This is a genomic window from Pseudoalteromonas sp. S3776 (assembly GCF_005886915.1).
Lineage (GTDB): Bacteria > Pseudomonadota > Gammaproteobacteria > Enterobacterales > Alteromonadaceae > Pseudoalteromonas.
Genome location: NZ_PNCU01000012.1, coordinates 1 through 12,660 on the forward strand (window position 1 = coordinate 1; position 12,660 = coordinate 12,660).

The window sequence follows — 12,660 nt, forward strand, 5'->3', positions numbered from 1 at the left end:
ATACCAATCCGCAATAATATCTAATCATTTTGCGGGGCTAAACGTGTCGCTATCTGCGTTAAAAAATTCTCATTTAGAACAACTAAATAGCGAATTTTTTGCCTTGCTATCAACACGTTTTTCCATCCTCAAAATAGATCACTTACTTATGCGGATTGATATAAAATAGGCAGGAGCTTAAAGAATCATGTTTTCTCTGTGCACAAAAAAGCGAGCATATAAATGCTCGCTTTTATCAACTAGCTAACGCCTTACTCTTGAAAGTAAGTGCCCCAACCGTCGTACTCAACGTCACACTCAGCAGCTAGGGCTGCAAGTTTATCAACGTCTTCCATTATAACTTCAACGTCTAGCTCAGCTTCGACGACAATATCAAAGCTCCAAATTTTGCTGCCATCTTCTAGCTCAAGCTCTGCCGGCTCTTCAACATCGTAGCCTAATTTAAAAGCAGCCAGCGCAGCTTGCTCTAATTTGCTAAAATCTTCGCATACAAAATGATGCTCAACTTCATAAAGTATTTCAGGATCAGAGCCATCTTCAAGTAGTGAACTTACGATGTCTTCACTTATTTCACGCCAGTTTTCCATTATTTATCTCTCACTTGAGCATCTAATTCAGTTATTTTAGCTGCCATAATACTATGCACTTGAGTGGCCTGTTCACGGGCACTCACTTCTTTATCAAGTGATATAGGCGCTAACATTTCAATGTGAATTGTACCATTATCCCAGCGGTTTAGCTTAATAGTTTTATCTGTTGTGCTCATACATACCGGTACTATGGGTACATCTGCGCTTAAAGCGGTATGAAATGCCCCCGTTTTGAATGGCAACAAACCACGACCATAGCTTCGAGTGCCTTCAGGGAAAACCCAAACAGATAAACCATTTTGTTTAATTTTTTCAGCGGCTTTTGAAATTGTACCTGCTGCTTTAGAGCGATTTGCTCTATCTATTAATATGTTTCCCGACAACCAATAAAGCTGCCCAAAAAATGGGATCCACTTTAAGCTTTTTTTGCCTAAACTTACGCAATTTTTAGGCACCATGGCTGGTACGGTAAATAAGTCATAATTGTTTTGATGGTTAGATATATACACCGCAGGGCCAATATTTTTTGCATCAGGGTGGCGTTTTAATACAAGTTTAACTCCAAGCATTTTAGCCATCGAAGCAAACCAACCTGCAATCACATGCACATTGTTAGGATGAAACGGCCTCACAATTGACAGTAACAACCCAAACACGCAGCTGAAAAATATAAACAGCACCATAATTAAAATACGTATAACAGCTAACAAACTTTTCTCCAAAATGTGTGTGCAATGCGCTATAAGCCGCGCATATTTTACTATTATAACGTGATTTTATGACGAACTCGAGACAATAGCGAACAGCTGTAAGCTGAAAAATACAGGATAAACAAAAACGGCCTGCAAAAGCAGGCCGTTAGAGGTATCTATTACGGGTTTATTCCTCAGCTAACGTGTCATCACTTTGCTCATCAGCCGGCGTAAACTCGACAACAGCTTCATCAACACGTTGTAAGCCTCGAGGTAACTTATTACCTCTGCGTCCACGCTCGCCATGATAATGCTCCAAGTCACTCGGTTTGAGCGTTAGCTTTCGTTTACCAGCATGGAGTGTAACGCTACTGCCTTGCGGTACTACAGCAAGTACTTTTACAAACTCTTCACGTGCTTGTACTTTAGCGCCCGGAATAGAGATGATTTTATTGCCTTTACCTTTACCCAATTTTGGTAAGTCGCGCAATGGAAATAACAGCATTCGTCCTTCGTTAGAAATAGCCATGCAGTAATCGGTCGCTACATCGTTCACTCTTATGGGTGATAGTAAAATGCCGCCCTTAGGCACGCTTACCAAGGCTTTACCGTTTTTATTTTTACTCACTAAATCTTTAAACTCGGTTATAAAGCCATAACCTGCATCCGACGCCATAAGTAGCACTTGATTATCTTCACCCATTACCACATGCTCAAAATTAGCGCCTGTGGTGAGGTTAAAGCGCCCTGTCATGGGCTCACCTTGGCTCCGTGCCGATGGCAAGCTGTGCGCATCCGTTGCAAATGCACGCCCCGCAGAGTCTAAAAATACTGCTGGCTGATTACTCTTCCCCTTAGCGGAGGCTTTGTATTCATCGCCAGCACGGTAATTAAGCCCTTCTACGTCAATGTCATGGCCTTTACCAACACGTGCCCAGCCTTTATCAGAAAGCACGACTGTTACCGACTCTGAAGGAATTAAATCTTTTTCACTCAGTGCTTTAGCTTCTACGCGCTCAATAACAGGTGAGCGACGTTCGTCGCCGTACATGTCGGCCGCTTCTTGAATTTCTTTTTTAAGAAGCGTTGACATACGACGGTCTGAGCCAAGCGTTTGCTCTAACTTATCACGCTCTTTAGCCAGCTCATCTTGCTCGCCACGTATTTTAAATTCTTCTAGTTTTGCTAAATGACGAAGTTTTAATTCTAAAATGGCTTCGGCTTGGATTTCGGTTAACTCAAAGCGCTCCATTAACACAGGTTTTGGTTTATCCTCTGTGCGTATAATTTCAATCACTTCGTCAATATTTAAAAAGGCAGCGAGTAAACCTTCTAAAATATGCAACCGCGCCAGCACCTTATCTAAACGGTGCTGTAAACGCCTACGTACTGTTTCACGTCTAAACGTTAGCCACTCAGATAAAATACTGCGTAAGTCTTTCACTTGCGGGCGGCCATCAAGGCCTAGCATGTTTAAATTTACACGGTAGTTTTTTTCAAGGTCGGTAGTGGCAAATAAGTGCGCCATTAACGGCTCAGCTTTAATGCGGTTTGAACGCGGTACTATCACGATGCGGGTTGGATTTTCGTGATCAGACTCATCACGTAAGTCGGCAACCATTGGCAGCTTTTTAGCATTCATTTGCGCCGCTATTTGCTCAAGCACCTTAGCCCCAGAACATTGATGTGGCAGCGCAGTAATCACGATATCGCCGTGCTCTTCAGTATACACCGCGCGCATTTTAATTGAGCCTCGGCCGGTTTTGTATATTTTATGAATATCGGCTTTTGGGGTAATTATTTCAGCGTCGGTTGGGTAATCAGGCGCGTGTACAAGCTCAAGTAATTCATCAAGCTCAGTTTTAGGCTTATCAAGTAATAAACAACATGCACTGGCCACTTCGCGCACATTATGTGGCGGAATATCAGTTGCCATACCTACCGCAATACCGGTTACGCCATTTAATAAAATATGCGGTAAACGTGCAGGAAGTACTAGTGGCTCATCCATGGTGCCGTCAAAGTTTGGCGTCCAATCAACGGTGCCTTGGCCTAGCTCTTTAAGTAATACCTCAGAGAACTTTGATAAGCGCGCTTCGGTATAACGCATGGCCGCAAACGATTTAGGGTCATCTGCTGCACCCCAGTTACCTTGGCCATCCACCAGCGGGTAGCGGTAAGAAAACGGCTGTGCCATTAATACCATAGCCTCGTAACAGGCACTGTCGCCATGCGGGTGGTATTTACCTAATACATCACCTACCGTACGAGCCGATTTTTTATATTTAGCCGCGGCCGATAATCCCAGCTCGCTCATAGCATAAATAATACGACGTTGAACCGGTTTTAAACCATCACCAACATGCGGTAATGCACGGTCCATAATTACGTACATAGAGTAATTTAAGTAGGCGTCTTCGGTAAAACGCCCCATTGTTTGTTGTTCAATTCCTTGCATTAGCAAGGTATCTGTATCACTCATTAAAGCTTACCTAGTTTTTCTTATAGCTTACGCGGTAGATCACGTTTGCGTAATCGTCGCTTATCAGCAGACTGCCGTCATTTAATTGTGCAAATGCAACTGGGCGTCCAAATGTTGTTTCGTTATGCATAAAGCCGGTAATAAACGGTGTGTATTTAGTAATACGCCCTTGTTCTACATTGGCTAAAGCCACTTTATAACCAGACTTTTTAGTTCGATTCCACGAGCCGTGTTCCGCTACAAATAACTGCTCTTTGTAATTAGCTGGGAACTGTTTGCCGGTGTAAAAATGAATACCTAAAGGCGCAACGTGAGCACCTAGTGCAAGCGCTGGCGCACTATAGTCGCTCATGTTTTTACCTTTACCAAACTCAGGGTCTAAAATGGCACCGGCGTGAACGTAAGGGAAACCAAAGTGCTCGTTTTCTTTACTTACGCGGTTAATTTCATCCGGTGGGATGTCATCACCCATCATATCGCGGCCATTATCACTAAACCAAAGCGCTTGCGTGCTGGGGTGAAAATCAAAGCCTACCGAGTTACGTACCCCTTGGGCTATTGTTTTAATTTGTTTAGTTTCTACATCTAATGCAAAAATACGTCCGTAGCGCTCATCTTCGGCGCATATATTACACGGTACACCAACCGGAATAATAAGCTCGCCGGTGGGCGCAAAACGTAAAAACTTCCACCCGTGGTGACGATCCGATGGCAATGCGTTGTAAACAACATCAAATTTAGGGTCTTTTAGCTGTGTATCGACGTTTTTAAAACGAATAATACGGTGTACTTCTCCTACGTATAAATCGCCATCTTTAATTGCTAGCCCAGAGGGCATATTTAGCCCCTCAGCAATCACCATTTTTTTATCGGCTACGCCATCGCTGTTATGATCAATTAACGCATATACATTTCCGGCTTTGCGAGAACCTGCGTAAACAATGCCTTTTTTTGATACTGCTATTTGGCGCGCGTTTTCAACATCATCAGCAAATAAGCTTACCTCAAACCCAGGTGCTACGGTGAGTTTGTCTAGTATGTCTTTTGCCATTGCTGGGGCTGTTGTTAAGCCAAGCAACAATAAACTTCCTAGTATTTTATTCATTTGCCTCTCCAAGTGTTAAACACAAGCCTATTAAACTTGTGCTTTATTACCATGATCTTCTAGCCACTGGCGTCTGTCTGATGAGCGTTTTTTAGCAAGTAGCATATCCATCATTTCTAATGTTTGCTCTTCTTCATCAAGTGTAAGTTGCACTAAACGGCGCGTATTTGGATCCATTGTGGTTTCGCGCAGCTGTAGCGGGTTCATTTCACCCAGCCCTTTAAATCGCTGCACGTTAACCTTGCCGCGTTTTTTCTCAGCCTCTATGCGGGCTAAAATACCTGTTTTTTCGTCTTCATCGAGGGCGTAATAAACCTCTTTACCAATATCGATTCTAAACAACGGAGGCATCGCTACATAAACATGCCCTGCTTTAACCAGCTGCGGAAAGTGACGTACGAACAATGCACACAATAAAGTGGCAATGTGCAGACCATCGGAGTCAGCATCGGCCAATATACAAATTTTATTATAACGCAGGCCGGTTAAATCACTTGAGTCTGGCTCAATACCCAGCGCCACCGAAATATCGTGCACCTCTTGCGAGGCTAATATTTGCCCTGACTCTACTTCCCACGTATTCAAGATTTTACCACGCAGTGGCATTATTGCCTGAAACTCACGATCGCGCGCTTGTTTAGCCGAGCCACCTGCTGAGTCACCCTCTACTAAAAAGAGTTCTGTGCGGTCGTTATCGGCTGCACTACAATCAGTCAACTTACCAGGCAGTGCAGGGCCTGAGGTAACGCGTTTACGCACCACTTTTTTTGCTGCACGTAAACGACGCTGTGCATTTGAAATGCACAATTCGGCAAGCAGTTCAGCGGTATCTGTGTGCTCGTTTAACCATAGGCTAAAAGAATCCTTAACCACGCCAGCTACAAACGCTGCGCATGAGCGAGAAGAAAGCTTTTCTTTGGTTTGGCCAGCAAATTGTGGGTCTTGCATTTTTACCGATAACACATAGCTACAGCGCTCCCAAATGTCATCAGGGGTAAGCTTTACGCCACGCGGTAATAAGTTTCTAAATTCACAAAATTCGCGCATTGCTTCAAGTAAGCCTTGGCGCAAACCATTTACGTGTGTACCACCTTGTGCGGTAGGAATAAGGTTTACATAACTCTCGGCAATTGACTCGCCGCCTTCAGGTTGCCATACAACAGCCCAATCGGCTCCTTCAATCGAGCTTGAAAACTCGCCTACAAATGGGTCTTTTGGCAGTACTTCAAAGCCTTTAACAGCTTCAATTAAGTAATCCTTTAAGCCTGTTTCGTAAAACCATTCTTGAGTTTCTTTAGTTTGCTTATTAACAAACTTAATGCGCAAGCCTGGGCATAAAACCGCTTTAGCTTTTAATAGGTGGTTTAATTTAGTAATTGAAAAGTTAGCTGAGTCAAAGTAACTCGCATCGGGCCAAAATCGAACGGTTGTACCCGTATTGCGCTTACCCACAGTGCCAATGACATTTAAGTCTTCAACTTTATCGCCGTTTTCAAAGGCCATTCTGTACTGTTGTGCATCGCGTCTTACGGTAACCTCTACACGTGTAGATAACGCATTTACAACCGAAATACCTACGCCATGTAAACCGCCCGAAAACTGGTAGTTTTTATTTGAGAATTTACCACCTGCATGTAGCTTGGTAAAAATCAGCTCCACACCCGGAATGCCTTCTTCTGGGTGAATATCTATCGGCATACCACGGCCATCGTCTATAACTTCAAGTGAGTTATCTTCGTGTAAGATCACATCAATTTTAGTGGCATGGCCCGCCATGGCTTCATCGACACTGTTATCAATAACTTCTTGGCCTAAATGATTCGGACGTACCGTATCGGTGTACATACCTGGGCGGCGTTTTACCGGCTCTAATCCATTGAGAACCTCAATGGCTTCGGCATTATAATTTTGCTGACTCATAATTTTTATCTTTTTATGCGCTTAGGCTAATTTGTTTTAGGTAATTTAAGAAACTCTACAATACTATCTAAGGTGCGTTCAAAACCTACAAAGCTGTGATCGCCACCAAACTCAACTAACTGTTTGCATTGTGAAAAATAATTTACTGCGTGTTGATAATTTAACACTTCATCTCCCGTTTGCTGTAACAAATAAAGCAGTTTGGGCGATGTTAATTTAGGCACATACAATGCTTTTAATGCATCCATGTGGCTGCTATTTAACTCATAATGATAATCTTGATACGGATTATAATTGTGGCCAATAAGCGGCGCTAATAAGTTAAACGGTGCTACTGCTGGGTTTATTAGTGCTGCTCGCAGGTTATAACGCTGCGACAAATAGGTGGCATAAAACCCACCTAGTGAGCTCCCAAGTAACGCCGTATCTGGCGTTAATAAATGCTCAAGCTGTAAAATAGCTTGTAAGGGCTCGTGATTTAAACGTGGTACACAATAGTCAACGTCATAGTTTGCCATAAGCTCGCCAAAGCGCACAGCTTTATATGATTTTTCAGAACTATTAAAACCATGAATATAAATTACGCGTTTAACCATACAACATCCGTTTTAACTGTTAAAGCATTGTCCTGTTTAGTTAAATGCAACATTCGATAAGCGGGGCCGAGGTTTTCTTGCCGCCATTGCGGGCTATTTTTTATAAATTGCACCGAGCTGGCTGGGGTTGCATAAATACTCAACTCTCTAAAGGTTTGCATGTATTGATTATGTACATGGCCATGAAATAGTGCGTCAACATTACCACTATTCACTAATACGTTTAATAATTGCGGGCCGTTTTCGAGCATGTGTTTATCTAGGTAGCCATTAATAGCAAGCGGGTTGTGATGACAAAACACCGCATGTTGCGATTGCGAACTTGCTAAACACTCCGTGATTTCATTTAAGTGCTCGCTAGATACCCACCCTGCAGGTGTAGGCCCTTTTGAATTGATAAGTAACAGCTCAAACCCTTGTGCGAGAATGTGTTTAGCTGACACTATTTGCCCACCACTGATGCGATTAAGCATGGCAATCTCATCATGATTGCCTGGTACCCAAAATACTGGGCAGGTCAACTCAGCGCTATTAATAAGCTCGGCAAATAATAAATACGATTCAAAGCTATGATCTTGTGTTAAATCACCACCAAATATAACCGCATCTAATGACTGTGTGGCCATGTGCGCTAATGCTTTTGCAAAATGCGCGGCAGTGTTTACGTTAAAGTACTCTGCATTAGGGTCGGCAAATAAATGGCTATCGGTTATGTGCGCAATACGCAGCGATGAGGTACTAAAGTGATAATGCTCATCAAACCAAGCCATTGTTTATATCCCAATTTAGTACTGCTTGGCCATGTTCTACACAGGCTACTAACCAGTCATATAAAAATGCATTAAGTTGATACTTTTCATCTTTTTGGTGCATTTTAGGATTTGGATAACCATAGGAGGGTTTTATCCGTTGATGGTAATCGTGATGAATAATTTCAGCCACTTTTGCATCTTGATAAAGCCTAACTGTTAAATACAAAGGAGAAACGCCTTTAACCATCCCTGTTAGCTGTTTGATAGAAATATCCAGTGTGTACTTAGCACTATCGTCAATGATAATGGCAAATTCACTATGACCTAATTTAATTTCACGCACGCTATTTGCGCTACGCTCTTTAGGTAATAGTTTTGAAAGACGCACGTAATTATGCTCGCAAAGTGTCATGTACTTTGGGAGGCTCTGAATATATCGTTGGGTTGCTAAAAGTGCTGTCAAAGTACCGCCGTATTAAAAAGTTAAAATTATGTCCACTTACTTCTTATTTTTTCTCGATTTAACGCCAACCACTGTAAACAGATTACCGTTGCCGCGTTATCTATTTCCCCGTTATTGAGGCGTGAAAGCGCATCATCAAGGGTTAAAATATGCGTTTTAATATCTTCACCTTCGCTTTCTAGGCCGTAAACACCACTTTGTACTTGGCTTAAATCTGCTCGCGCTAGGTATAAATGTAAGCGCTCTGTGGTGCCACCCGGACTTGAAAGGTAAGAAAGCATAAATTCAAGTTCTGTAAGCTCAAGCCCAGCCTCTTCATAGGCTTCTTTTTTTACTACACTCTCATAATCGGTGCTGCCATCGGTCATACCGGCAATACATTCTAGCAGCCAGGGCGAGTGTTTGCTGTTAATAGCACCAATACGTATTTGCTCTATTAAAAGGACACTTTGCGTAGTTACGTCATAAGGCAGTACAGCGATTGCATCGCCCCGCTCTAATATTTCACGCTTTATAAGTTGCGATGTACCACCATTAAACAGGCTATGCTCAAACTCATACATATCCACCTTAAAAAAGCCATTATACAGACTTTTAACTGCTTTTAAGCTCACATCTTTATGTGTAAATTGCACCAGGCTTTTATCTGCCATATTATACATCCCGCTTATTTGAACGATTAAAGTTTGTTAATATATTCTGTTACATTTGAACATACTGTTTTACCAATTTCTTTTTTAGTTATTGGTCAAAACACGTTACCATGCTTTTAGTACAAAATTTGTCTAAGGACTGAACCTAACATGAAAAAGAACATCCTTGCAGCGCTCGTTAGTTTGTCGTGCGCATTAGGCACAACTACAGCAAGTGCTGAAGATTTAATGCAAGTTTTTGAAATTGCTACTGCTAACGATCCCACTGTTTTAAAAGCGAAAGCGCAAGCTGATGCGCAATCTTACGAAAGCGACTTAGCAATGAGTGCATTACTGCCGCAAATTGGCGTAAGCATGGGCTATGAAAAAAGCGATTCTACCTCTTTTCAGAGCGTTGGTAACTTAGCTGACCAAGTTAAAATTAATAGCGAAACCGACCAATTCACTCGCGGTGTTAGTTTAAGCCAAACCTTATTTGACCTAGGTGCTTGGAACACACTTGATATTGCCGAAAAACAAGCACTGCAAGCCAATGCACAATACGATAACGCCAAACAAAACTTAATTGTGCGCGTGGCTGAGGGCTATTTTAACGTATTAAGCGCCATTGATAACCTTGAATTTGTGCAAGCCGAAAAACGTGCCATAGAACGTCAGTTAGAGCAAACAAAACAGCGCTATGCAGTTGGTCTTACAGCGATTACAGACGTGCATGAGGCGCAAGCACAATATGATAACTCAGTAGCGCAAGAAATTATTGCTAGCAATGCTGTTGAAACAGCACGCGAGCAACTACGTGAAATCACCGGTAAATACCATGCAAAGCTTGATTTTTTAAACACCGAAACATTTTCAACGGTAAAACCGATTAAAAAATCGACTGACTTTGTGAAAGTCGCTGAAAACAACAATATCAGCTTACAAGTATCAAAAGTGACACTTGATATTGCTAAAGATCAAATTACGCTTGCTAAAGCGGGTCACTACCCTAAGTTAACACTTGATGCCAGCTACGGTGACTCGTTAACTGATCAAAATATAAATGGTTTAAGCTTTAACGACCAACCACGTGCCGATTCAACATCGGTTGCGGTTAATTTAAGTGTACCGCTGTACACAGGTGGCGCAACGGTTGCTGCAACGAAACAAGCCCGTGCGTTTTATGTTTCTGCAAGTCAAGATTACGAAACTAACTACCGCGCCGTAACGCGTACCGTAATTACTTCATACAACCAAGTTGTATCAGACATCGCAACCTACAAAGCCTTAGAGCAAGCTGTGGTATCAGCGCAAAGTGCACTTAAAGCCACTGAGGCGGGCTTTGAAGTAGGCACCCGTACTATCGTTGATGTGCTTGTAAGCACACAAAATCTATATAATGCTAAACGTAATTTAGCTGATGTGCGCTATCGTTACGTGTTATCTACACTTCGCTTAAAGCAAGCGGCTGGTACACTAACAAGTGCCGATTTACGCAGCATAAACCAAGGTTTAAAAAAAGCCTAATAAGTTAATTAGTAACGCTTAAAGCCAGCCATTGCTGGCTTTTTGTATTTTATTATGTGAAGCGTTAAACTAGCGTTTTTATTTTAGAGAGTATTTTGTGGTCACCTCATCTCCTTTTAAAGCCTCGTTTTTAGGCCCTCGCTATTGGCTAACGTGGATTGGCGTTTTCTTTTTATATTTGATTTCGTGGTTGCCACAAAAGTTTCAACTTAGCTTAGGTAAGTTGCTTGGGCGCTTGGTACACAGGTTTATGAAGCGTCGCCGCCATATTGCCGAGGTTAATATAAAGCTGTGTTTTCCTGATATGAGCGAAGCAGAGCAGCAACAGCTTGTGCTCAAAAATATGGAAAATACCGGTATTGCCATGGTTGAAACGGGCATGGCTTGGTGGTGGCCGCAATGGCGCGTTAAAAAAGCCTATGGCTCTATCAAAGGCTTAGAGCACTTTGAGCGTGTACAGGCACAAGGTAAAGGCGTTTTACTATTAGTGCCACATATTTTGCATTTAGAAATGGCGAGTCGTGTTATGGGCACCAAATGCCAAGGGCTGGGGTTTTACCGCCCGCACAATAATGCGCTCATGGAATACTTTACGACCAATGGACGCCTTCGTTCTAACGAGTATTTAATTGGACGAAAGGACGTAAAAGGCTTGTTAAAGTCACTAAAAAATAAAAAGGTGTGTTATTACCTACCCGACCAAGACTACGGCCGTAACCGCTGTGAATTTGTGCCTTTTTACGCAGTGCCAGATACAGCCACAACCACAGGTACATTACTTTTTGCAGCAAGCAAGCACTGTGAAACAATGAGCTTAATTAGCCGCAGAGATGAGCAAGGTAAATACCATTTAGAAATTGTACCTGAGCTTGAAAACTTCCCAAGCGGCGATGATAGAGCAGATGTAATACGCGTAAATCAACGTGTTGAACAAGCAATTAATGCCGCACCCGAGCAATATATGTGGCTACATCGCCGTTTTAAAACACGCCCTGATAAAAATACCCCTTCTTTTTATAAAAAGTAGTGGTATAAATAAATAATGATACTAAATGAGCATGAGTTATGTGGTTTTGGGTTAAGCATTTAATACTAGCAGTTGCGTTAATTTTATTAGCAGTTTACGTGTTAGTAGGTACAGGGCCCCTGTTTGATATAAAAGAGAGTAAGAACGCAGCCGCCGAAGGGCTTTCTCGCTTTTATTCGTCTATCCGTAATCAAGTTAAATCCGATAGGGAGCGCGACAAGTTTGTACTACAACTTAAAAAGCCGGAGCAAACGCTTGAACGTGTTTTAGCAGAGCGCGGTAGAACCGTTGATCCTATGCCAGCTAGCTGGACAGGAACCAGTGCACCCAGACGCTTTGAAAACGGCTCTACGTTAAAAGACGTACTTAACCAATACGCTAAAAGCGAAGGTATTCAATTATATTGGTATTTAAGTAAAGACTACGTGGTAAAAGATCATTTTAGGGTTGATAGCAGTTTTACCTCAGCGCTTTATCAAGTTGGCCGCGCAATTAATGATGACTTTGAATACGAAGTGTATACCTACCTTTGCCACAAACAGCGCGCAGCAGTAATCACAGAGCTACCCTCTGAATTTGTGCGTAGCAATTGTTTAAAGCTAAATACTTAGCAGCGCAGATAAAGCAAACTCGTAATTATAAAAAACCCAAGCCTTTGCTTGGGTTTTTAGTATTTATGTTTCGAGGGCGTGTTGAACTTTGATGGTTGAATTTGCAGCAGCATGTTTGGTTTTTAGGCAAGACAGAGCCTATGAAGTGTGGTTATTCCACATAAACAGGCCATAACGCAGCATAAATGCCAAACATGCGCTGCCCTTCGGGTTCTGCCTAGGGGCGATAAACTCTTTGTTGCCTACATGGATGTAGGTAAGGG

The 12,660-nt window shown here is 42.3% G+C and carries 12 protein-coding genes; 3 read left to right on the top strand and 9 right to left on the bottom strand.

Annotated elements, in window-relative coordinates; all coding sequences use genetic code 11:
* Window positions 1-251: 251 nt before the first annotated feature.
* From rraB to CWC16_RS06420, 9 genes are all read right to left on the bottom strand, one after another.
* Window positions 252-587: a ribonuclease E inhibitor RraB gene (gene rraB, locus CWC16_RS06380; protein WP_138540922.1), complete on the bottom strand. Its 336-nt coding sequence runs from the start codon at window positions 585-587 to the stop codon at window positions 252-254.
* Window positions 587-1,300 (bottom strand): 1-acylglycerol-3-phosphate O-acyltransferase, encoded by a 714-nt coding sequence (locus CWC16_RS06385; RefSeq protein ID WP_138540923.1) that lies wholly within the window; start codon window positions 1,298-1,300, stop codon window positions 587-589. The genes rraB and CWC16_RS06385 overlap by 1 nt, the downstream gene beginning before the upstream one ends.
* Window positions 1,301-1,469: 169 nt before the next feature.
* Window positions 1,470-3,764: a DNA topoisomerase IV subunit A gene (gene parC, locus CWC16_RS06390; protein WP_138540924.1), complete on the bottom strand. Its 2,295-nt coding sequence runs from the start codon at window positions 3,762-3,764 to the stop codon at window positions 1,470-1,472.
* Between the two features lie 10 nt (window positions 3,765-3,774).
* Window positions 3,775-4,869, bottom strand: a complete 1,095-nt coding sequence (locus CWC16_RS06395) for a PQQ-dependent sugar dehydrogenase (protein WP_138540925.1) — start codon at window positions 4,867-4,869, stop codon at window positions 3,775-3,777.
* A 30-nt stretch (window positions 4,870-4,899) separates the two neighbouring features.
* Window positions 4,900-6,789: a DNA topoisomerase IV subunit B gene (parE, locus tag CWC16_RS06400; RefSeq protein ID WP_138540926.1), complete on the bottom strand. Its 1,890-nt coding sequence runs from the start codon at window positions 6,787-6,789 to the stop codon at window positions 4,900-4,902.
* A 26-nt stretch (window positions 6,790-6,815) separates the two neighbouring features.
* The gene (locus CWC16_RS06405; protein ID WP_055016314.1) at window positions 6,816-7,385 is read right to left on the bottom strand and encodes a YqiA/YcfP family alpha/beta fold hydrolase; all 570 of its coding nucleotides are present in this window, start codon (window positions 7,383-7,385) and stop codon (window positions 6,816-6,818) included.
* The gene (locus CWC16_RS06410) at window positions 7,370-8,155 is read right to left on the bottom strand and encodes a metallophosphoesterase (RefSeq protein WP_138540927.1); all 786 of its coding nucleotides are present in this window, start codon (window positions 8,153-8,155) and stop codon (window positions 7,370-7,372) included. The genes CWC16_RS06405 and CWC16_RS06410 overlap by 16 nt, the downstream gene beginning before the upstream one ends.
* Entirely contained in the window at window positions 8,142-8,600 is a 459-nt protein-coding gene (locus CWC16_RS06415; RefSeq protein WP_055016312.1) for a DUF1249 domain-containing protein, read from the bottom strand. Before CWC16_RS06415 ends, CWC16_RS06410 begins: the two co-directional genes overlap by 14 nt.
* 26 nt (window positions 8,601-8,626) lie before the next feature.
* Complete coding sequence (locus tag CWC16_RS06420) at window positions 8,627-9,253, bottom strand: NUDIX domain-containing protein (RefSeq protein WP_138540928.1); 627 nt, start codon at window positions 9,251-9,253, stop codon at window positions 8,627-8,629.
* A gap of 150 nt (window positions 9,254-9,403) precedes the next feature.
* On the opposite strand from CWC16_RS06420, the gene tolC reads away from it, so the two are divergent.
* From tolC to CWC16_RS06435, 3 genes are all read left to right on the top strand, one after another.
* Window positions 9,404-10,759 (top strand): outer membrane channel protein TolC, encoded by a 1,356-nt coding sequence (tolC, locus tag CWC16_RS06425; protein WP_138540929.1) that lies wholly within the window; start codon window positions 9,404-9,406, stop codon window positions 10,757-10,759.
* A 97-nt stretch (window positions 10,760-10,856) separates the two neighbouring features.
* Window positions 10,857-11,786, top strand: a complete 930-nt coding sequence (lpxL, locus tag CWC16_RS06430) for an LpxL/LpxP family Kdo(2)-lipid IV(A) lauroyl/palmitoleoyl acyltransferase (protein WP_138540930.1) — start codon at window positions 10,857-10,859, stop codon at window positions 11,784-11,786.
* A 38-nt stretch (window positions 11,787-11,824) separates the two neighbouring features.
* On the top strand, window positions 11,825-12,397 hold the full coding sequence (locus tag CWC16_RS06435) for a toxin co-regulated pilus biosynthesis Q family protein (RefSeq protein ID WP_138540931.1): 573 nt from the start codon (window positions 11,825-11,827) through the stop codon (window positions 12,395-12,397).
* Window positions 12,398-12,660: the final 263 nt, after the last annotated feature.

Excerpts from the sequence above, each read along its gene's own strand:
- rraB (WP_138540922.1), bottom strand. The coding sequence starts at position 587 with ATGGAAAACTGGCGTGAAATAAGTGAAGACATCGTAAGTTCACTACTT.
- parC (WP_138540924.1), bottom strand. The coding sequence starts at position 3,764 with ATGAGTGATACAGATACCTTGCTAATGCAAGGAATTGAACAACAAACA.
- CWC16_RS06395 (WP_138540925.1), bottom strand. The coding sequence starts at position 4,869 with ATGAATAAAATACTAGGAAGTTTATTGTTGCTTGGCTTAACAACAGCC.
- parE (WP_138540926.1), bottom strand. The coding sequence starts at position 6,789 with ATGAGTCAGCAAAATTATAATGCCGAAGCCATTGAGGTTCTCAATGGA.
- CWC16_RS06405 (WP_055016314.1), bottom strand. The coding sequence starts at position 7,385 with ATGGTTAAACGCGTAATTTATATTCATGGTTTTAATAGTTCTGAAAAA.
- CWC16_RS06410 (WP_138540927.1), bottom strand. The coding sequence starts at position 8,155 with ATGGCTTGGTTTGATGAGCATTATCACTTTAGTACCTCATCGCTGCGT.
- CWC16_RS06420 (WP_138540928.1), bottom strand. The coding sequence starts at position 9,253 with ATGGCAGATAAAAGCCTGGTGCAATTTACACATAAAGATGTGAGCTTA.
- tolC (WP_138540929.1), top strand. The coding sequence starts at position 9,404 with ATGAAAAAGAACATCCTTGCAGCGCTCGTTAGTTTGTCGTGCGCATTA.
- CWC16_RS06435 (WP_138540931.1), top strand. The coding sequence starts at position 11,825 with ATGTGGTTTTGGGTTAAGCATTTAATACTAGCAGTTGCGTTAATTTTA.